Annotated in this window: 17 protein-coding genes; 3 read left to right on the top strand and 14 right to left on the bottom strand. The window is 68.9% G+C overall.

All coding sequences use genetic code 11. The features are described from left to right. Positions 1–137: 137 nt before the first annotated feature. The 10 genes from ODJ79_RS20375 to ODJ79_RS20330 all read right to left on the bottom strand — a co-directional run bounded on the left by ODJ79_RS20375 (position 138) and on the right by ODJ79_RS20330 (position 14,016). A complete protein-coding gene (locus tag ODJ79_RS20375; RefSeq protein ID WP_263025089.1) occupies positions 138–2,300 on the bottom strand; it encodes a glycoside hydrolase family 3 N-terminal domain-containing protein in 2,163 nt (720 codons plus the stop codon). Between the two features lie 117 nt (positions 2,301–2,417). Further along, complete coding sequence (locus tag ODJ79_RS20370) at positions 2,418–3,800, bottom strand: aspartate aminotransferase family protein (RefSeq protein ID WP_263025088.1); 1,383 nt, start codon at positions 3,798–3,800, stop codon at positions 2,418–2,420. Continuing rightward, positions 3,793–5,097, bottom strand: a complete 1,305-nt coding sequence (gene gabT, locus ODJ79_RS20365; RefSeq protein ID WP_263025087.1) for a 4-aminobutyrate--2-oxoglutarate transaminase — start codon at positions 5,095–5,097, stop codon at positions 3,793–3,795. Before gabT ends, ODJ79_RS20370 begins: the two co-directional genes overlap by 8 nt. Before the next feature lie 323 nt (positions 5,098–5,420). Beyond that, complete coding sequence (locus ODJ79_RS20360) at positions 5,421–6,275, bottom strand: ABC transporter permease (RefSeq protein WP_263025086.1); 855 nt, start codon at positions 6,273–6,275, stop codon at positions 5,421–5,423. Further along, positions 6,272–7,135, bottom strand: a complete 864-nt coding sequence (locus ODJ79_RS20355) for an ABC transporter permease (RefSeq protein ID WP_263025085.1) — start codon at positions 7,133–7,135, stop codon at positions 6,272–6,274. The genes ODJ79_RS20360 and ODJ79_RS20355 overlap by 4 nt, the downstream gene beginning before the upstream one ends. Position 7,136: 1 nt before the next feature. Beyond that, a complete protein-coding gene (locus tag ODJ79_RS20350) occupies positions 7,137–8,345 on the bottom strand; it encodes a spermidine/putrescine ABC transporter substrate-binding protein (RefSeq protein ID WP_263025084.1) in 1,209 nt (402 codons plus the stop codon). A 41-nt stretch (positions 8,346–8,386) separates the two neighbouring features. Further along, the gene (locus ODJ79_RS20345; protein WP_263025083.1) at positions 8,387–9,541 is read right to left on the bottom strand and encodes an ABC transporter ATP-binding protein; all 1,155 of its coding nucleotides are present in this window, start codon (positions 9,539–9,541) and stop codon (positions 8,387–8,389) included. A 49-nt stretch (positions 9,542–9,590) separates the two neighbouring features. Beyond that, a complete protein-coding gene (locus ODJ79_RS20340) occupies positions 9,591–11,027 on the bottom strand; it encodes a gamma-aminobutyraldehyde dehydrogenase (RefSeq protein WP_263025082.1) in 1,437 nt (478 codons plus the stop codon). A gap of 156 nt (positions 11,028–11,183) precedes the next feature. Further along, positions 11,184–12,521, bottom strand: coding sequence for an aspartate aminotransferase family protein (locus ODJ79_RS20335; RefSeq protein WP_263025081.1), 1,338 nt, complete (start codon positions 12,519–12,521; stop codon positions 11,184–11,186). 7 nt (positions 12,522–12,528) lie between these two features. Continuing rightward, positions 12,529–14,016 (bottom strand): CoA-acylating methylmalonate-semialdehyde dehydrogenase, encoded by a 1,488-nt coding sequence (locus ODJ79_RS20330; RefSeq protein WP_263025080.1) that lies wholly within the window; start codon positions 14,014–14,016, stop codon positions 12,529–12,531. A gap of 102 nt (positions 14,017–14,118) precedes the next feature. Here ODJ79_RS20330 and ODJ79_RS20325 point away from each other — a divergent pair, with 102 nt between their 5' ends. Continuing rightward, the gene (locus ODJ79_RS20325; RefSeq protein ID WP_263025079.1) at positions 14,119–15,447 is read left to right on the top strand and encodes an aminotransferase class I/II-fold pyridoxal phosphate-dependent enzyme; all 1,329 of its coding nucleotides are present in this window, start codon (positions 14,119–14,121) and stop codon (positions 15,445–15,447) included. A gap of 91 nt (positions 15,448–15,538) precedes the next feature. Further along, the gene (locus ODJ79_RS20320; protein WP_263025078.1) at positions 15,539–16,108 is read left to right on the top strand and encodes a Uma2 family endonuclease; all 570 of its coding nucleotides are present in this window, start codon (positions 15,539–15,541) and stop codon (positions 16,106–16,108) included. 31 nt (positions 16,109–16,139) lie between these two features. On the opposite strand, the gene ODJ79_RS20315 is transcribed toward ODJ79_RS20320, so the two are convergent. After that, positions 16,140–16,463 carry a nuclear transport factor 2 family protein gene (locus tag ODJ79_RS20315; RefSeq protein ID WP_263025077.1) on the bottom strand — a complete coding sequence of 108 codons (324 nt, stop codon included), beginning with the start codon at positions 16,461–16,463 and terminating at the stop codon, positions 16,140–16,142. 163 nt (positions 16,464–16,626) lie between these two features. On the opposite strand from ODJ79_RS20315, the gene ODJ79_RS20310 reads away from it, so the two are divergent. After that, on the top strand, positions 16,627–17,664 hold the full coding sequence (locus ODJ79_RS20310) for a LacI family DNA-binding transcriptional regulator (protein ID WP_263025076.1): 1,038 nt from the start codon (positions 16,627–16,629) through the stop codon (positions 17,662–17,664). Here ODJ79_RS20310 and ODJ79_RS20305 read toward each other — a convergent pair. From ODJ79_RS20305 to ODJ79_RS20295, 3 genes are all read right to left on the bottom strand, one after another. Then, positions 17,629–18,531 carry a carbohydrate ABC transporter permease gene (locus ODJ79_RS20305; protein WP_263025075.1) on the bottom strand — a complete coding sequence of 301 codons (903 nt, stop codon included), beginning with the start codon at positions 18,529–18,531 and terminating at the stop codon, positions 17,629–17,631. The genes ODJ79_RS20310 and ODJ79_RS20305 overlap by 36 nt on opposite strands. Before the next feature lies 1 nt (position 18,532). Beyond that, positions 18,533–19,375, bottom strand: coding sequence for a carbohydrate ABC transporter permease (locus ODJ79_RS20300; protein WP_263025074.1), 843 nt, complete (start codon positions 19,373–19,375; stop codon positions 18,533–18,535). 77 nt (positions 19,376–19,452) lie between these two features. After that, positions 19,453–20,793: an extracellular solute-binding protein gene (locus tag ODJ79_RS20295; RefSeq protein WP_263025073.1), complete on the bottom strand. Its 1,341-nt coding sequence runs from the start codon at positions 20,791–20,793 to the stop codon at positions 19,453–19,455. Between the last annotated feature and the right edge of the window lie 239 nt (positions 20,794–21,032).

Below are 21,032 nucleotides of genomic sequence, written 5' to 3'. Positions count from 1 at the left end.
CGAACCGGCGGTTTCGTCCGTCCTCGAGCCGCAGCCGCGGCCTCAGGTCGGACCTCGCCTCCTACCCGCGGAGGAGGTCGCTCCCCTAGGGGCCGGCGCCGCCGCTGCGCCCTACCGCAGCGGCGGCGACGACCCGGTCAGGCGGTGACGACGGACGCGTACAGGGTGAACGCCCGCTGGAGGTCGCCCGCGGTCTGCGCCTGGTCGGCGGCGGCGAGCCTGGCCTGCCAGTCCGGCCCGCCGTGCCCGGCAAACACCCGGGCCTGGGCAGCGTCCCGCACCGCGGCGAGGACCGCGCCACGGCCGGCTTCGCTGCCGCCGCGAAGGGCGGCGGCGGCCAGACGCAGCCCGGCCGCGCCGCTGCCCAGCCGGTAGGAGCATCCGCCGGTGCTCAGCCCCCACCCGAACGGGTAGAGCGGGTGATAGTTCCGGTCCCCCACGTTGATCGGCACCTGGTCGACGGACGCCGGCCACGACACCGGCAGCCGCCCGGTGAACGGTCTCTTGCCGAACAGCACGTCCGCCACGCCCGCCCCCTCGCTGCCGGGCAGCCAGGACGCCACCAGCGCGTCGATCGACGACAGCTGGTCGGTGACCACCTGGGGCCGGCCGGAGACCAGCAGCACCACGCACTTGGGCACGGCCGCGCACACCCGGGACACCACGGCCCGGTCGGACGGTTGCAGGGTCAGCGACTTGGGCTCGTTCTGGGCGGGCGTGCACCACGTGCAGATCGGGCCGCCGACGTCGCCGAAGCCCTCCGCGTACGGCGTCTCGCCCACGACGACCACCGCCACGCTCGCGCCGTTCGCCGGCGCGGTGCCGTCGGCGCTGTACGTGACGTGCGGCGCGACTTGCCGGATGCCCTGCAGGATCGTGGTGCCGGGGATCGCGTCGCCGGAGCGGCCCTGCCAGTCGATCGTCCAGCCGCCGGCCTGGTTGCCGATGTTGTCGGCGTTGCGCCCGGCCACGTAGATCGACGCGTCCCGGCGCAGCGGCAGCACGTTGCCCGCGTTCTTGAGCAGCACCTGCGACTCGGCGACGGCCTGCCGGGCCACGGCCCGGTGCGCGGCGCTGCCCACATCGGCGACGTGCGCGTCGGAAGCGTACGGATGCTCGAAGAGCCCGAGCTGGAACTTGGTGGTGAGGATCCGGCGCACGGCGTCGTCGATCCGGGCCGTGCTCACCCGGCCGGCCGTGACCTCGGCCTTGAGCACCTGCTCGAACCGCGGCGAGGTGTTCGGCTCCATGAACATGTCGATGCCCGCGTTCACGCCGGTCCGCACCTGCAGCGGACTGGGCGCCGGGTCGCCGGACGGGTCCGGGATCTGGTGGATGCCCTCCCAGTCACTGATCACGAACCCTTCGAATCCCAGCTTCTTCTTGAGTACGCCGGAGATCAGCTCCTGGTTGGCATGCATCTTGATCGGGTTCCCGACGCCGTCCTCGGTCCAGTCCACGCTGGAGAACGACGGCATGACGCTCTGCAGGTCGTGCGAGCGGATCGCGGCCACATACGGCGCGAGGTCGATCCGCGCGAAGTCGGCCCGGTTGGTGATCGTGATGCCCTGGTCGATCTTGTAGTCGCCGACGCTGGTGCCGTAGGTGGTATCGCCGTCGCCGGCGTAGTGCTTGGCGGTGGCGAGCACGCCGCCCTTGCGCAGCCCGTCGATCGCGGTCTCCATCCGGACCACGAGCTGCGGGTCTTCCGAGAAGCTCTCGTACGCCCGGCCCCAGCGCTCGTCCCGGGAGACGCAGACGCAGGGCGCGAAGTCCCACGGGATGCCGGTGGCCCGCACCTCGGACGCGGTGGCCCGGTAGGCCGCCTCGACCAGCGCGGGGTCACGGGTCGCGCCCATCCCGACGTTGTGCGGGAAGACCGTGGCCCCGTAGACGTTGCCGTGCCCGTGCACCGCGTCGATGCCGTAGATCATCGGGATGTGCAGGGGCGTGCTCAACGCGTACGACTGGAAGGTGTTGACCATGTCGACCCACGCCGAGGGCTCGTTCGGGGTGGGTACCGAACCGCCGCCGGACAGCACGGAGCCCAGCCGCAGCGATGTGATCTGGCTGGGATCGCCGGTCACCGCGCCGCGCTCGGCCTGCGTCATCTGGCCGATCTTGTCGTCCAGGGTCATCCGGCGGATGAGGTCGTCGACGCGCTTCGCGATCGGCAGATGGGAATCCAGATAGGGGGCCTTGGTGACGGCCGGGGCGCCGGAGAAGGCGGTCAGTGGGAGCAATGCGACGGCCAACGCGCCCGCCGCGTACGGTCGGAGGAGTTTTTTCAAAGGTCGCATGAAGTTGATACTCACCCTGATCGATGCGGTTGAGTAACCGTCCCGTTTCAGAGCGTAGGCACCAAACGACATAACGGCGCCGGGCGATGCTCGCCCGGCGCCGTTTCGCGCAGAAAACTACAGCTGGTTCCATGCCTCGGTGAGGACCGAGCGCAGGATCTGCTCCATCTCGGCGAACTGCTCCTCGCCCGCGATCAGCGGCGGCGCCAGCTGGATCACCGGGTCGCCGCGGTCGTCGGCGCGGCAGTAGAGCCCGGCCTCGAACAGCGCGTGCGACAGGAAGCCGCGCAGCAGCCGCTCGGACTCCGCCTCGTTGAACGTCTCCTTGGTGGCCTTGTCCTTCACCAGCTCGATGCCGAAGAAGTAGCCGTCGCCGCGGACGTCGCCGACGATCGGCAGGTCGTAGAGGCGTTCGAGGTACGAGCGGAACAGGTCGCTGTTCTGCCGGACGTGGCCGTTGAGGTCCTCCCGCTCCATGATGTCCATGTTGGCGAGCGCCACCGCCGAGCCGACCGGGTGGCCGCCGTAGGTGATGCCGTGCGCGAACCAGTTGGTGCCGTGCAGGAACGGCTCGGCCAGCCGGTCCGACGCGATCATCGCGCCCAGCGGCACGTAGCCGGAGGTCAGGCCCTTGGCCACGGTGATGATGTCGGGCGTGTAGTTGTACCGCAGGCCGCCGAACCACTCGCCGAGCCGGCCGAAGCCGGAGATCACGTCGTCCGAGACCATCAGCACGTCGTACCGGTCGCAGATCTCGCGGACCCGCTGGAAGTACCCGGGCGGCGGCGGGAAGCAGCCGCCGGCGTTCTGCACCGGCTCGAGGAAGACCGCGGCGACCGTGTCCGGCCCCTCGAACTCGATCGCCTCGGCGATCCGGTCGGCGGCCCAGACGCCGAACTCCTCGAGGCTCATCGACTGGTCGGGGCGGCGGTAGTAGTTGGTGTTCGGCACCCGGAAGGTGGCCGGGACCAGCGGCTCGAAGTCCTGCTTGAGCGCCGGGATGCCGGTGATCGACAGGGCGCCCATCGAGGTGCCGTGGTAGGCGATCTGCCGGGACAACACCTTGGTCTTGAGCGGCTTGCCGACCCGCTTGAAGTACGAGCGGGCGAGCTTCCACGCCGACTCGACCGCCTCGGACCCGCCGGTGGTGAAGAAGACCCGGTTGAGGTCGCCGGGGGTCAGGTCGGCGAGCCGGTCGGCCAGCTCGACGGCCTTCGGGTGCGCGTACGACCAGATCGGGAAGTAGGCGAGCTCGCCGGCCTGCTTGGCGGCCGCCTCGGCGAGCTCCTGCCGCCCGTGCCCGGTCTGCACCACGAACAGCGCGGACAGGCCGTCGAGGTAGCGCCGGCCGGCGGAGTCCCACACGTAGCAACCGTCGCCGCGGACGATCAGCGGGATATCGGTGTGCTGGTACGACGAGAGGCGGGTGAAGTGCAGCCACAGATGGTCTCGCGCGGCGCCCGACAGCTTCTCGAAGTCGGGTGACTGAAGATCAGACAAGGGAGGCTCCAAGGTTGTCAAAGGCCTGTTCCAGCAGGGTGAGTCCACGGTCGAGCTCGTCGTCGGTGATCACCAGCGGCGGCAGCAGCCGGATCACGTTGCCGTAGGTGCCGCAGGTGAGAAGCAGCAGACCCGACTCGTGGGCGGCCTTGGCGACCGCGGCGGTGCCTTGCGGGTCGGGGGCCGGCCCGTTCGGTCCGGACTCCCCCGGCACGATCAGTTCCAGGGCGAGCATCGCCCCGCGGCCACGGACCTCGCCGATCTGCGGGTGCTTGGCGGCCAGGGCCTCGAGCCGGGGCCGGGCCACCGCCTCGATGTGCCGGGCCGCGGCGGCCAGGTCGAGCTCGCGCATGGTCTCGATGCTCGCCAGCGCGGCGGCGCAGGCGATCGGGTTGCCGCCGTACGTGCCGCCCAGGCCGCCCGGGTGCACCGCGTCCATGATCTCCGCGCGGCCGGTGACCGCGGCGAGCGGCAGGCCGCCGGCGATGCCCTTGGCCGTGGTGATCAGGTCGGGCTCGATGCCCTCGTGCTCGCTGGCGAACCAGGCGCCGGTGCGGCAGAACCCGGTCTGGATCTCGTCGGCGATGAACACCGCGCCGGCCTGCCTGGTCCAGGCTGCGAGGGCCGGCAGGAAGCCGGGCGCCGGCACCACGAAACCGCCCTCGCCCTGAACGGGCTCGATCAGCACGGCCGCGACGTTCGCCGCGCCCACGTGCTTCTCGATCTGGCCGATGGCGTACGCCGCGGCGTCCGCGCCGCTGCGCCCGTCCCGCAGCGGGTACGACATCGGGACCCGGTAGATCTCCCCGGCGAACGGCCCGAAGCCCTGTTTGTAGGGCATGACCTTGGCGGTGAGCGCCAGCGTCAGGTTCGTCCGGCCGTGGTAGGCGTGGTCGAACACCACGATCGCCTGGCGGCCGGTGGCGTGCCGGGCGATCTTCACGGCGTTCTCCACCGCCTCGGCGCCCGAGTTGAACAGCGCCGAGCGCTTCGCGAAATCGCCCGGGGTGAGCGCGGCCAGCTCCTCGCAGACCGCGACGTACTGCTCGTACGGCGCGATCATGAAGCAGGTGTGTGCGAAACGCTCGACCTGGTCGCGGACCGCGGCGACGACCCTGGGGGCGGCGTTGCCGACGTTGGTCACCGCGATGCCGGCCGCGAAGTCGATCCACTCGCGCCCGTCCACATCGGTCATGGTGCCGCCGCCCGCGCTGCTGACGTAGGACGGGATCATGCTGCTGACCCCGCGGGCGACGGCCTCGCTCCGGCGCCGATGCAGTTCGGCGGACGATGGCATAGCTCCACTCCTTCGGGCTTCAGACCCCGATCATTCCACTGATTCCGTCGTTCGCAAGAGCCACGACAACTATTTCCGCGTCAGCAACGATTCGGGCGGGCCCACCCGGGTGCGCTGGGCCTGGGCACACAGGTACGCAAACATCATGATATTTCGCCCTCGGAGCCTTGGGTGGGGGTCTTGGGCCGGGGTCTTGGGCCGGGCCCACCCGGCGGCCGGGCGCGGAGCTGCTGGTGCAGCGGGCGGCCCTGGCACGCCGGGGACCAGGCCGACGCTCGTACGGGAAAGGCAGCGGAACGGAAACGCCCACATCGAGCGGCCGGCTAGCCCTTCTTTTGCTTCCGCGTGCGGATGTTGGTGACCACCGCGATCAGCACGCCGACCCCGAAGATCAGCGTGCCCATCACGTTGACCTGCGGGGGCAGGCCGACCCGGGTCGAGCCCCAGATCCACAGCGGGAACGTGAGCGTGCTGCCCGCGGTGAAGTTGGTGACCACGAAGTCGTCGATGGACAGGGCGAACGCCAGCAGGATGCCGGAGAACACGGCCGGCAGGATGATCGGGAAGGTCACCTTCCAGAACGTCACCCACGGCGTGGCGCCCAGGTCGGCGGCGGCCTCCTCGATCGAGCGATCGAGCGTGACCACGCGGGCCCGGACGATCGCGGCGACGAACGAGATCGAGAACATGATGTGCGCGATCACGATCGTGGTGAAGCCCGGGCCCACGCCCAGCGACACGAACAGCGAGAGCAGAGACGCACCCATGATCAGCTCGGGCGAGGAGATCGTGCTGAACATGACGACGTTCAGCGTGCCGGAGCCGCGGAAGCGGTAGCGGCCCAGCGCGTAGCCGATCCCGGTGCCCAGCGCCGCCGAGACGAGACTGGCTATGACCGCGATGACCAGGGACGTCCAGAGCGCGTTGCTGAGATCCTCGATCTCGAAGAGCTTCGCCGGGTGCCACCACTTGAGCGTGAAGCCGTCCCACTGCTGGTTGTACCGGCCGGCCGGGTCGTTGAAGCTGAACGCGATCATCACGGCGATCGGGATGATCAGCCAGATGATGACCAGCCAGGTGTAGAGGTAGAGGACCGTGCTGCCCTTGAGGCGCCGGCGCGGCCGGGCCGCGGGGGTCGCCTCGGTGGCCGCCGTCCGGTCGAGGGTGCTCTGGCTCATCGGGCCGCCACCTTCATCACGTCCTCGGTGCCCAGCGCGCGGGCGTACGCGAAGATGCCGACCAGCAGGATCGCCATCAGGATGAATGAGAGCGCCGCCGCGGCCGGGTAGTCGGAGGTCTGCAGATACTTGTGCTGGATGACCTGGCCGACCATGGTGGTCGACTGGCTGCCCAGCACCTCGGAGTTGACGTAGTCCGAGGCCATCGGCACGAACGACATCAGCACACCGGCGAAGACGCCGGGCAGCGCCAGCGGCAGGACCACCTTGCGGAAGGAGAGCGCCGGGGTCGCGTACAGGTCGCGCGACGCCTCCACCACCCGCGGGTCGATCCGCTCGAGCGCCACGTAGATCGGCAGCACCATGAACGGCAGGAAGTTGTAGACCAGCCCGCCGATCACCGCCTCCGAGGTGCCGAGCAGATGGTACGAGTCGGGCAGCAGGCCGAGCTGTTTGAGCGGATGCAGCACCGGCCCTTCGTCGGTGAGGATCTGCCGCCACGAGATGGTGCGCAGCACGAACGACACGAAGAACGGCAGGAGCAGCAGGAACAGGTACGTGGGCTTGCGCTTGCCGCCGTAGAACGCGATCCAGTACGCCACCGGGAAGGCCAGCGCGATCAGCACGATCGTCCCGATCGCCGCGTAGGTCAGCGACCGGATCAGCTGCTCGTGGTAGTCGGTGATGGCGTCGGTGTAGTTCTGCCAGTGGAAGGTGAAGCGGTACCCGTACACCACGTCGCCCTGCTGCAACGAGAGCGACAGCATGGCGACCATCGGGATCGCGAAGAACAGCAGCAGCCAGAGTCCGCCCGGCAGGACCAGGAAGTACGGGGCGAGCTGTCGTTTGACTCGGTTCATCTCAGCCCAGCGTGATCGGTTCGAAGGTCTTCTGGAAGGACTGCTGGTCGGCGACGTTGTCGAAGGACACGTAGTAGTGCAGCTTCGAGTAGACGTCGTCGGACGGGAACACCAGCTCCGAGTTGGCCACCTCGAGCGCCGCCGTCTTGTCCTTGCCGGTCAGCTTGTTCGCCTCGGTGACCATCACCTGCTGGGCGGACGGGACCGGGCAGACGTAGTTGATGAAACTGGCCAGTGACGCGGCGATCTCGGGCCGGTAGAAGAAGTCGATCAGCGTGATCGCGTCGAGCGGAGCCTTCGCGGTGATCGGGATCGTCATGTTGTCGGTCCAGATCGTCCCGCCCTCCTCCGGGATGACGAACTTGAAGTTCGTACCGTCGGAGACGTTCTTCTGGAAGACGTCGCCGGACCACGCCTGGGTGATCCAGACCTCGCCGCTGCCGAGCGCGTCGATGTAGCTCTGGTCGTAGTACTTGCGCACCAGCGGCTTCTGCGTCTTCAGATCGGCGGCGGCCTTGTCCCAATCGGCCTGCGTCGACTTGTCCGGGTTGATGCCGTTCTTGAGCAGGCCGAAGTTCGCCAGTTCCTGGGAGTCGGAGAACATCCCGATCTTGCCTTTGAACGCCGGGTCCCACAGATCGGCCAGCTTGGTGATCGGCCGCTTCGTCTTGGTCTCGTCGTACGCGATGCCGGTCATCCCGGACGCCCACGGCACGCTGTACACGTTGCCCGGGTCGAACGCCTCCTTGGCGTAGGCCGGGCCGGCGTTCTTCGCGAAGTTCGGCAGCTTGGTGTGGTCGAGCGGGGCCAGGAAGCCGGAGTCGCGGAACTGCGCGAACTGCACGCTGTTGGTGATCACCATGAGGTCGAAACCGATGGGCTTGTTCGCGGCGAGCAGGGGCTGCACCTTGGCGAACCAGGGGCCCATCTCCTGGATGACCTCCTTGTAGTTCACCGTGATGCCGGTTTCCTGGGTGAACTTCTTGAGCTCCGGGTGCTTCGGGTCCATGTACAGCGGCCAGTTCGCGAAGTCGACGTGGCCGACCTTGGTCTTGCCCGTCCAGAACTTCGCCACCGCGTCGGGGGCCACGCTGGCGCCCGCGCCGGGCTTGGCCTTGCCCTGCACGCCGCAGGCCGCGAGGGCCGCGCCGAGGGCGGAGAGACCGGAGATCCGCAGAGCGTCCCGCCGGCCGAGCCGGCGCTGGGTCATACCCCGAAGGAGGGCGCTGTCGGGAAGATTCGAGGCAGACATCAGACTCCGATCAGATATGAATGCTGGGGGGCCCAGGTGAGGTAAACACGATCGCCGCGATCCGCGAGGTCGTCGGCGTTCGAAGCGTTTTGATCGAAGACGGTGAAGTCGGCGCCGGCCGCCGTCGCGACCGTGTAGTTCGTCGAGGTCCCGTGGTAGACGACCTCGTTGACGATGCCGGAGAGCACGCTCCCACCGGTCGCCGACACCGGCGGCACCCCGCGGTGCAGGTCGATCTTCTCGGGCCGGACCGAGACCTCGATCTTGTCGCCGGCCCGCACCGCGCTGCCGCACGGCACCACGACCCGGTCCTGCTGGGTGTACGAGAGCAGGGCCAGCCCGTTCTCGGCCCGCTGGCACCGCCCCTCGACGATGTTCGAGGTGCCGATGAAGCCGGCCACGAACCGGGTCGCCGGCCGCTCGTAGATCTCCCGCGGCGTGCCCAGCTGCTCGATCACGCCCGCGTTCATCACCGCGATCCGGTCCGACATGGTCAGCGCCTCGCCCTGGTCGTGGGTGACGTAGACGAAGGTGATGCCGACCTCGCGCTGGATGCGCTTGAGCTCGACCTGCATCTGCTGGCGCAGCTTGAGGTCGAGGGCGCCGAGCGGCTCGTCGAGCAGCAGCGCCCGCGGCCGGTTGACCAGCGCCCGGGCCAGGGCGACCCGCTGCTGCTGGCCGCCGGACATCTCCCGGGGCGCGCGCTTCTCCATGCCGGTCAGCGAGACGATCTCGAGGATCTCGCCCACCCGGCGCTTGATCTCGTCCTTGGCGACCTTCTTGCGCTCGAGACCGAACGCCACGTTCTGGTACGTGTTCAGGTGCGGGAAGAGGGCGTACGACTGGAAGACCATGTTGATGTCACGCTTGTTCGGCGCGACCCCGGTGACGTCCTTGCCATCCAGGTAGACCTTGCCGGCGGTGGGCTCCTCGAAGCCCGCGATCATCCGCATCGTGGTCGTCTTGCCGCAGCCCGACGGCCCGAGCAGCGAGAAGAACTCCCCCTGCGCGATCGCCAGGTCCGTGCGCTTGACGGCCGCGACCGACTCGCCGTGTGCCAGGTAGTTCTTGTGGACGCCCGCAAATCGGATCGCCGGGGTCCCGTCAACCACCGGCGGTGGCTGCGTTACGGCGCTGTGCTGGGGGGTGGTCATGTCGTTCCTCTTCGCGCGGGGTGGAGACGGCGGGCCGGGGGTGGGGCGGTCAGCCTAGGCTGCTCATCACGTGCTTGATCCGGGTGTACTCCTCGAACCCGTACATCGAAAGATCCTTGCCGTACCCGGAGTGGCCGTAGCCGCCGTGCGGCATCTCCGAGACGAACGGCAGGTGCGTGTTGACCCAGACCGCGCCGAAGTTCAGCCGCCGGGTCACCCGCATGGCACGGGCGTGGTTCTGCGTCCAGACGCTCGCGCTCAGGCCGTAGCGAACGTCGTTCGCCCAGCGGACGGCGTTGTCCTCGTCGTCGAACTGCTGGACGGTGACGACCGGGCCGAAGACCTCGTCCTGGATCATCTCGTCCCGCTGGGCGAGCCCGGCGACGACGGTCGGCTCGAGGAAGTAGCCGCGGTCGCCGATCCGGCGGCCACCGGTGACGATCTCGGCGTGCTCCGGCGTCCGCTCCAGGAAGCCCTGCACCCGGGCCAGCTGGCCGGCGTTGTTGACCGGCCCGAAGTACGCCTCGGTGTCGGCCGGCGGCCCGACGTGCGTGTTCTTCGCCGCGGCCGCGAGCGCGGCGGTGAACTCGTCCGCGATCCCGCGCTGCACCAGCACCCGGGTCGCCGCCGTGCAGTCCTGCCCGGCGTTGAAGAAGCCCGCGCCGGCGATCGCCTCGGCGGCCGACTCGAGGTCGACATCGTCGAAGACGATCACCGGCGCCTTGCCACCGAGCTCCAGGTGAGCCCGCTTCAGGTCGGCCGCCGCCGCCACGGCGACCTCCATGCCGGCCCGGGTGGAGCCGGTGATCGAGACGAGCTGCGGCGCCGGGTGGGCGACCACCGCGCGGCCGGTGTCCCGGTCGCCGCAGACCACGTTGAGCACGCCGGGCGGAAGGAACTCGGCGGCGATCTCGGCGAGCAGCAGGGTGCTCAACGGGGTGGTGTCGGAGGGCTTGAGCACGACCGCGTTGCCGGCCGCGATCGCCGGCGCGAACTTCCAGACGGCCATGACCATCGGGTAGTTCCATGGGGTGATCTGCGCGCACACCCCGATCGGCTCGCGCCGGACGTACGAGGTGTGGTCCGCCAGGTACTCCCCCGCGGACTTGCCCTCGAGGACGCGCGCCGCGCCCGCGAAGAAACGCAGCTCGTCGACCATCGGGCCGATCTCCTCGCGGCGGGTGGCCTCGACCGGCTTGCCGGTGTTGCGGCACTCCGCCTCGATCAGCTCCTCGGCCCGGGCCTCGACCGCGTCGGCGATCCGGAGCAGGGCGCGCTGCCGCTGCGCCGGGGTGGCGTCCCGCCAGACCTCGAAGCCGGCCTCCGCCGCGGTCATCGCCGCGTCGACGTCGGCCGCCGCGGAGACGGGCGCCAGCGCGTACGCCTCCCCGGTGCTCGGGTCGACAACCTCGGAGGTCGCTCCGGAAGCGGCGGCGTTGTACCGGCCACCGACGAAGTTCCGCAGCTCGGGCAGCGCGTTGCTCACGAATACGACCTCCGGGCCGAGCCTGTGACGAGCCCCACTTGACAACTGGAGGGACCTTGTCACACGCAGGTGTTCTAAACAAGGGAATCCGAGGAATTTTCCAAACTTGAAACGGAATCAGGGGTGGACCGGCCCTCGCTGCTACGCAATCCGGCGTCAGCCGACGTAATACTGGTCGGCCACCGTGAGCGCGTCGTCGAGAATCGACAGTCCCTCCCGGACCTCCTCCGCGGAGACCGTGCAGGGCGGCACCACATGCACCCGGTTGAAGTGGGTGAACGGCCAGAGACCTCGCTCTTTGCAGGCCGCGGCCACCTCGTTCATCGGCCCGGCGGCGGCGCCGGCGGCGTTGAACGGCACGAGCGGCTCCCGCGTCTCCCGGTCGCGAACCAGTTCGATCGCCCAGAAAACGCCGAGTCCGCGCACCTCGCCCACGCTCGGATGCTTTTCCGCCAGCTCCGCGAGGCCCGGCGCGATCACGTCGTCGCCGATTGCCCGGGCGTGCTCGACGATCCCCTCCTCCTTGAAGATCTCGATGGAGGCGACGGCCGAGGCGCAGGCGAGCGGGTGCCCTGAGTAGGTGAGCCCGCCGGGGAAGGGCCGGGTCTCATAGGTGGAGGCGATCTCGTCCGAGATGAGCACGCCACCCAACGGCAGATAGCCCGAGTTGACCCCCTTCGCGAAGGTGATCAGGTCGGGCGTGACGCCCCACCGGTCGACCGCGAACCACTCGCCGCACCGGCCGAATCCCGCCATCACCTCGTCGGCGATGAACACGATGCCGAACTCGTCGCAGATCGCCCGCACACCGGCCAGGTAGCCGGGCGGCGGCACCAGGATCCCGTTGGTGCCCACCACGGTCTCCAGCAGGACGGCCGCGACGGTGCCGGCGCCCTCGAAGACGATCGTGTCGCGCAGGTGCCGCAGCGCGCGCTCGGTCTCCTGCTCGGGCGTCTGTGCGTAGAACGGCGACCGGTACGGGTACGGCCCCCAGAAGTGCACCACGCCCACCGCGGCCGGCTCGTTCGCCCAGCGGCGCGGGTCGCCGGTCGCGGTGATCGCGGTGCTGGTCGAGCCGTGGTAGCTGCGGTAGGTGGACAGCACCTTGTGCCGGCCGGTGTGCCCGCGGGCCAGCCGGATCGCGTTCTCGGTCGCCTCGGCGCCGCCGTTGGTGAAGAACACCTTGTTCAGCGGGCCGGGCGCGAGCTCGGCGATCAGGCGGGCGGCCTCGCCGCGCTTGTCGTTGGCGAAGGCCGGCTGGATCGTGCAGAGCTTGGCGGCCTGCTCCTGGATCGCGGCGACCAGCCGGGGGTGCTGGTGGCCGATGTTGATGTTGACCAGCTGAGACGAGAAGTCCAGATATTTCCGGTCTTCGTAGTCCCAGAAGTAGCTCCCCAGCGCGCCCTTCACCGGGAGCGGGTTGATCAGGCCCTGGGCCGACCAGCTGTGGAAGACGTGGGCACGGTCGTCGGCCCGCACGATCGAGTCAGACATTTCTTCCTTATCGGGTTTGCGGGAAGCCGAGGTCGACGGACGACGTGCCCGGGTCGGGCCAGCGCGAGGTGACGACCTTGGTGCGGGTGAAGAAGTGGATGCCGTCCGGCCCGTACATGTGGGTGTCGCCGAACAGCGAGGCCTTCCAGCCACCGAACGAGTAGTAGGCGACCGGCACCGGGATCGGCACATTGACCCCGACCATGCCGGCGTTCACGTCGAACTGGAACTGCCGTGCGGCCCCACCGTCCCGGGTGAAGATGGCGGTTCCGTTCCCGTACTCGTTCTCATTGATCAAGGACACGGCTTCCGCGTACGTCCGGACGCGCACCACACACAGCACCGGCCCGAAGATCTCATCGGTGTAGACCGCCATCTCCGGAGTGACGTTGTCGAGCAGCGTGACGCCGAGGAAGTAGCCGTCGTCCGGAAGCTCGGCCGCACGCCCGTCGGCCACCACGGTCGCGCCGGTCTCGGCACCCGACGCGATGTAGCCGGCCACCTTCTCCCGGTGCTGGGCGGTGATCAGCGGCCCCATCTGCGCCTCCGGGTCGGTGCCCGCGCCGATCTTCAGCTTCGGCAGCCGGGCCGCGATCGCGTCGACCAGCGGGTCGGCCACGTCGCCGACCGCCACGACCACCGAGACGGCCATGCAACGCTCGCCGGCCGAGCCGTAGGCGGCGCTGACCGCCGCGTCGGCGGCCGCGTCCAGCTCGGCGTCCGGCAGGACGATCATGTGGTTCTTGGCGCCGCCCAGGGCCTGCACCCGCTTGCCGTTCGCGGTGCCGGTCTCGTAGATGTGCTTGGCGATCGGGGTGGAACCGACGAAGCTGACCGCCGCGATGTCCGGGTGGGTCAGGATCGCGTCGACCGCCTCGGCGTCGCCGTTGACGACGGTGAAGACGCCGTCCGGCAGGCCCGCCTCCTGCCACAGCCGGGCCAGGAAGAGCGCGGCCGACGGGTCCTTCTCGCTCGGCTTGAGCACGAACGCGTTGCCGGCCGCGATCGCCGTGGTGCACATCCACAGCGGCACCATGGCCGGGAAGTTGAACGGGGTGATGCCGGCGACCACGCCGAGCGGCTGGCGGATCGAGTACACGTCCACGCCGGTCGACGCCTGCTCGCTGTAGGCGCCCTTCATCAGGTGCGGGATGCCGGTCGCGAACTCGGCGTTCTCCAGGCCGCGGGCGACCTCGCCGGCCGCGTCGGAGAGCACCTTGCCGTGCTCGCTGGTGATCACCGCGGCCAGGTCACCGGCCCGGTCGGCCAGCAGCTCGCGGAACTTGAACAGCACCGCGGACCGCCGCGACAGCGACGACTCGCGCCACGCCTTGGCGGCCTCCTTCGCCACCGCAACCGCGTGGCCGACCTCGGCGGCCGACGCGAGGTCGACCTCGCCGGTCTGCTCGCCGGTGGCCGGGTTGAAGACGGGGCCGGTGCGGCCCGAGGTACCGGCGCGCTCGGCGCCGCCGATCCAGTGCGCGATACGAGTCATTGCCCGAGATTACGTAACACCTATGGACGGAACAATGCTCGAAACGTACTGTCACAAAACAATCCAACCGCCCCGCCCGCCTCCCGAGAACGGACTGAAGGCTTGCTTGATGCGGTTCGTGACCTGCTGGAAGAGCCGACCGCCCGGGGCCTGGCCGAGGCCGTGGGCCGGGCCGTCGGCCAGGGCGCCCTCGCGCCGGGCGCCAAACTGCCGCCGGTTCGCACGGTCGCGCGCGAGCTGCGGCTGTCGCCCACCACCGTCAGTGCAGCCTGGCAGCTGCTGCGCCGGGCCGGCGCCATCCAGACCGACGGACGTCGCGGCACGGTCGTCGCCACCGGCCGGACGAGCGGCCCCGGCCGGTACCGCGCCGCTCTGCGCGGACGGTCCGGTTTCGCGCTGGACCTGTCCACCGGCGTGCCCGACCCGAGCCTGCTGCCCGTGCTGCCGTCGCCGGCCGGCCTCTCCCCGGCCCCGAGCAGCTACCTGGACGAGCCCGTCCTGCCCGCGCTGGCGGACCTGCTGCGCGCCACCTGGCCCTTCCCGCCCGACCGCCTGGCGATCTTCGACGGCGCCATGGACGCCATCGACCACGTCTGCACCGCCCTGTTGCGCCTGGGCGACCGCGCGATCGTGGAGAACCCCTGCTTTCCCCCGCTGCTCGACCTGCTGGACGCGCTGGGCGTGGAGGCGGTCGGGGTGGACACCGACGCCGACGGCATGGTTCCCGCCGCCCTGGCGTCCGCAATGCCGTGCCGCCCGGCGGCCGTCTTCCTGCAACCGCGCGCCCTCAACCCCACCGGCGCGTCGTGGTCACCCAGCCGGCAGATGTCGCTCGCCGCGGTGCTCGCGCAACACCAGCACGTGTACGCCGTGGAGGACGACTCGGCCGGCGACGTCGCCACCAGCCCGCTGCACTCGCTGGGCGCCCTGCTGCCCCGGCAGACCGTCCACGTCCGCAGCTTCTCCAAGTCCCACGGGCCGGACCTGCGGCTGGCCGCGGTGGGCGCCCCCGCGACGGTCCTCGACCCGATCCTCGAGCGGCGCCTGCTCGGCCAGGGCTGGACGAGCCGGCTGCTCCAGCAGCTGCTGCTGGCCCTGCTGACCGACCCGTCGTCGGTCGCCGCCGTGAGCCATGCCCGGGCCGAGTACGCCCGCCGCCGCCACCTGGTCATCGACGCGCTGACCGCGGCCGGCCTCACCCTGCCCCCGGGCGACGGCCTGAACATCTGGCTTCCGGTGGCCGACGAGCAGTCGGCGCTGATCTCCCTGGCCAGCGCCGGCATCGCGGCGGCGGCCGGCAACGCCTTCACCCCGTCCCGCGGCACCCCGCACCTGCGCGTGACGGTCGGCCTGATCGCCACCGACCACGCCAGGGTCGCGGCTCACCTGGCCGAGGCGGCCCGCTCCCCCGCCCAGTCCGTCCCCCGCTGACAGTTGACGCGAGCCTAGTGGTCGCAGGACAATGTACTCATGACCACTCGATGAAGGGACAGTCCGGATGACCCTGTGGGACACTCGGCCCATGAGCGACCAGCCGCTTGACCTGTCCAGGACCTGGACCGAGGCCGAGTATCTGGCGCTGGGCGAACTCGACATCAGGACCGAGCTCGTGGACGGAAAAATTCTGGTGAGCCCCTCACCCAGCTTTGCCCACCAAAACATTTCTCGTTACCTGGCCAACGCCCTCGAGCCAGCCGCTTGGACGGTTGGCCTCGTCGTGGCCGAAGCAGTGGACGTCCGGATTGGGGAAGGCACCATCGTGTGCCCGGATGTCATCGTCGGCAAGTTCTCTTGGGAGCGCGGCGCCAACGACGCGGCGGACACGGTTCTCGTCGTCGAGGTGACGTCACCGAGCAATGCCGGCTGGGACCGATCAGGGAAGATGGAGCGTTACGCAGCTGCGCGGATACCGTGGTATCTGCTGGCTGAGCCGGGCAAGCCGGATCTGCGGACGGTCTCACTGCGCCTCCTTCGCCTGGACGGAACGCATTACCGCACGCACGCCTTCGCCGGGCCGGACGAGGTGCTGACGTCGGACGAACCCTTCCCGATCAATATCCATGCCAGGAAGCTGATCAGACCGTCCGCCTGACCGCCGATGGCACACCGGAAGCCAACCGCTGTCAGGCGCGGATCGTCATGCGGGTGACGTGGGTGCCCTCGACCTGGAAGGTGAAGTGGGACGGCCCGTTGAAGCCGTCCCCGCCCACCTGAGCGGTGACCACGACGGCCAGGTCCTCGATCGCGACCTGGACGATCGAAAGATTGACCTTGACACCGATGAACTCGCGGTCGGACCATCCTCTGATCTCCGTATGGCCGGCGAACTCGCGACCCCAGTCGTCGACGACGCCGTCCGGCGGGAAGCAGGCCAGGAAGGCGTCGGTATCGTTCGCGTTGGCAGCGTCGATCACGGCGCGGACCGGGGCCGGCAGGGTGATCGTCATCGGTGGATCCTCCGTACTGGGCGGACGGTGGCGCGGACCGCGGAACATCATTCTCGCGGTCTCTACCGCTGTCTAAGGCCGGACGTGTCCCGGATGTGCAATACTTCCGGCACCGCGGTCGAAAGTTTCAGTCGAGAGCCCCGCGGCAGGCGAGGAGAGTCGGATGGCCGCGGGCGGGCGACGAGTGACTATCGCGACCATCGCGGAGGCGGCAGGAGTGTCCGTCCCCACGGTGTCGCGAGTGCTCAACGGTCGTACGGACGTGTCTCCCGAGACGCGTGACCGGATCGAACATCTTCTTCGGGAGCACGACTACCGCCCTCGTAACTCTCGGCAACCGCTGCGAGCCGGATTGATAGACCTCGTTTTCCAGGATCTGGACAGCCCGTGGGCGGTCGAGCTGATCCGCGGCGTGGAGGAGGTCACGCACGCCGCCGGGGTCGGCACCGTGGTCTCGGCCATCCACCGGCGTACCGCATCGACCCGGCAGTGGCTGCAGAACCTGCGGGCGCGGCAGTCCGACGGGGTGATCCTGGTGATCTCCGACGGGGCCGGCCCGATCAGCACCGAGCTGCACCGCCTCAACGTGCCGATGGTGATCATCGATCCGGCCGGCGGCGTCGCCGCGGACGTGCCGACGATCGGCGCCACGAACTGGTCCGGCGGGCGCAGCGCCACCGAGCACCTGATCTCGCTCGGCCACACCCGGATCGGCCTGGTCGAGGGCCCGAAGAACCTGCTCTGCTCCCGCGCCCGGCTGGACGGCTACCGCGCCGCCCTGGAGGAGGCCGGCCTGCGCGTCGACCGGCGGCTCGTCGAGCCCGGCGCCTTCAACCACGAGTCCGGCTTTCTGGCCGGCGAGCACCTGCTCGACCTGGACGAGCCGCCGACGGCGATCTTCGCCTCCAGCGACCAGATGGCCCTCGGCCTGTACGAGGCGGCCCGCCTGCGCGGCATCCGGATCCCCGACGAACTGAGCGTCATCGGCTTCGACGACCTGCCCGAGGCCCGCTGGTCGTCGCCGCCGCTGACCACCGTGCGTCAGCCCCTCGCCGACATGGGCGGGCTCGCCGCACGGACAGTCTTGCGACTGTCGCGCGGCGAGCCCATCGAAACTCCCCGGGTGGAGCTGGCGACAGAGCTCGTGATCCGGGAGAGTACGGCCCTACTTGCCGATGCCGGCGGTAAGGCCGCTCACTAGTTGGCGGCGGCCGATCGCGTAAAGCAGGACGATCGGGATGGTGGTGAGCGTGACCGACGCGGCGATCGCCGGGACGTTCACGCCGAACTGACCCTGGAAGTTGACCAGCGCCAAGGGCATTGTCCGCTTGTCCGGGCTCTGGGTCAGCACCAGCGGCAGCAGGAACCCGTTCCAGATGCCCAGCGCGTTGTAGATGGTCACGGTGACCAGCGCGGGGCGGGTGAGCGGGAACGCGAGCCGCCACAGGGTGCCCCACTCGGTGGCGCCGTCCATCCGCATCGACTCGAACAGCTCCTTCGGCACGTCCCGGATGAAATTGCTCAGCACCAGGACGGACAGCGGGATGGCGAAGGCGATCGAGGGCAGGACGATGGCGAGCAGGGTGTCGTACAGCTTGAGCCGGATGATGATCAGGTAGACCGGAATGATCACCGCTTGCAGCGGGATCGCCAGGCCGGCCAGGAACATCGTGTTGGTGAGGCGCAGGATGAACCGGCCGCTGCCACGCACGATCGCGTACGCGGCCATGAAGCTGATCGCCACGGCGGGGACGATCGCGCCGATCGTGACCAGGACGCTGTTGAAGAAGTACAAGGCGATGTCGTTGTCGATGACCGTCTTGTAGTTGTCGAACGTCGGGTCGCTCGGCGGGGCGAACGTGTTCGTGATGAAGTAGTTCGCCTGGGTCTTGAAGCTGGTGATCACGATCCAGTAGATCGGGATCATCACGATGAACAGCCAGACCCAGCCGAGCCCGCCGCCGACCCAGTTCATCTTGGCCAGCTTGTGGCCCGTCCGGCGGTTACGCCGCGGTGGTTCGTGATGTGCCGGCGCCTGCGTGCCGGTGACGTTGACCGTCGTCGTCACGTCAGACCCCTTCCATCATGCTCTCGTCGCCGCGGCCGCCGAGGCGGCGAAGCAGCTGGGCGAGAACCACGCCGAGAAGGACCAGGATGACCGCGATGCAGCTGGCCGGGCCCATGAGGTTCGCCATGAAACCCTTCTGGTACATCTCCAGCGCCAGCGCCCGGGTCGAGTCACCCGGACCACCACCGGTGAGCACATAGATCAGGTCGAAGAAGGTCAGCGAACCCACGACCATCAGCGTCGAGGACGTGATGATCGTGTACTTGATCTGCGGCAGGGTGATCGAGAAGAACTGCCGCATCCGGCCCGCACCGTCGATCTGTGAGGCCTCGTACAGCGACCCCGGGATCTGCCGCACCGCACCCTGGTAGATCAGGGAGTGGAACGGGATCCACTGCCACGACACCACGAAGATCAGCGTGGCCATGGCCAGTCTCGGCTGGCCGAGCCAGTCCTGCTTGAGCGCGTCGATCCCGAAGCCCGCGCCGATGCCGAAGTTCGGGTCGAGCAGCGCCTTGAACGTGATCGAGATGGCCACGCCGGACAGCAGCAAGGGGATGAAGTACAGCACCGCGAGGAGCGCGCGGTACCGCTTGAACGAGGCGGTGAAGACGCCGAGCAGAATGCTGATCGGCGTCTGTACCAGCCACGACAGGATCATGATCTCGAACGTCACCCACAGCGAGTGGGGCAGCCCGGGGTCGGTGAGCTCCGACTTCCAGCTGGTCAGCCCGGTGAACTTGATGTCACCGATGCCGTCCCACGTGGTGAAGCTGAGGAAGAGCACGCCGAGCAGCGGGATGACCCCGAACGCGAAGAAATACACGGCTGCGGGCGCTGCCATCCACATGACGGAGCCGCCCCGCCCGCCTTTGGCGGTCTTTGACTCCTGCCCGCGTACGGCGGGCGGAGCGAGCGTCGTCATTTGCCGATGACCCCGTTCATGTTGTCGACCCACTGCTGCGGGGTGACCTGCAGCTGGAACAGCTTGGCGATGTTGTCGAGCAGCGTCTCCGCCGCGGTCGGGCTCAGCGCCTGGTCCCACGACTGGGCGAAGGTCTTGGCGCCGGACGCGATCGCGGACATGTCCTTGAGGAACTGTGCATCGTCCCCGGTGAACAGGCTATCGCTGTTCGTGAGGACCGGCACGCCACCGGACTTGACCCAGCCGGCCTTCTCGTCGTCGTCGACCAGTGTGGTCGAGAAGAACTTCTTGGCGACGTCCTGCTCGGCCGCGGAAGCCTTGGACGAGATCGAGAGGTACTGGCCGGGGTTGCCGACCGTGTTGCTCGGGTCGCCCTTGCCGCCGTCGATCGGCGGGAAGTTCATCCAGCCCAGGCCGCCGTCCTTGACGAAGCTGCCGCCGTTGGCCTTCTGGATGCCGTACGACCAGGAGCCGTGCACCATCATCGCGGCCTTGCCCGTGTACAGCAGGGCCTGGTCGGCGTTGGAGTCGGCGGTGATCGAGGAGAAGCCCTTGATGAAGGCGTTGCCCTTCACCAGGTCCTGGACCTTGGTCAGCATCTCCAGCACGGCCGGGTCGGACCAGGAGCCCGGCTTGCCGGCGAACACGTTGTTGAACACGTCCGAGCCGGCCTGGCGGTCGAGCATGAACTCGAGCCACATCATGTTCGTCCACCGGGACTGGCCGGCGAGCGAGAACGGCGCGATGCCCTTGGCGTTGAACTTCGGGATCAGGTCGAGGATGTCCTGGTAGGACTTCGGCGGCTGCACGCCGACCTTGTCGAAGACCTTCTTGTTGTAGAACAGCACGATCGGCTGGACCGTCTCGATCGGCAGGGCGTAGACCTTGCCGTTGACCGTGCCGGCGCCGAACGACGACGGCAGGATCTTCTCCTTGACCGCGGCGTTCTGGCCGAGCCAGTCGGTCAGGTCGACGACCTGATTGGCGTCGACGTACGACTTGAGACCGCCGCCGCCCCAGCCCCAGATCATGGTCGGGGCCTGGCCGGCACCGATCGCCGTCTTGATCTTCTGCTTGTACGCGTCGTTCTGGAAGAACGTCGGCGTGATCTTGGTGTTCGGGTTCGCCTTGTTGAACCGGTCGACCGCGGCCTGACGGATCGGCTGGCCCGGCTCGCCCGAAAGCGACCAGTACGATGCGCCGCCCGTGCTGCCACCACCGTTGCTGCCGCCCTTGTCGGACGGCCCTGAGCTGCCACATGCCGCGAGGGCCGCAGCACCGGCGGCCCCCGCGGCTAGCCCGAGAAAGTTCCGCCGGGAGAAGTTGCTATTGGTCACGCTGATCTCCGTACTCGAGTGCCGCGTCCTGCCGCGGCGAGTGGATCGTCGTGGGGATGGGTTGTCGCCGTCACAAAAGCCTGCAACTTTCGCGAGTCTGCCGCAAGTTAACGTGAGGTTTCGTTAACGTAGGGTTTCGGCTTGATCATGTCAAGGGTCTTGCCCTGGTCGCGCTCCCACGGAGAGAGTGGACCCCAGCGTGAGCCCCCGGGTCAAGGGCCGAAGGACCGATAACTCAT

It is taken from the genome of Actinoplanes sp. KI2 (assembly GCF_025630775.1).
Classification (GTDB): Bacteria; Actinomycetota; Actinomycetes; order Mycobacteriales; family Micromonosporaceae; genus Actinoplanes.
This window is presented reverse-complemented; position numbering and strand designations above follow the sequence as displayed.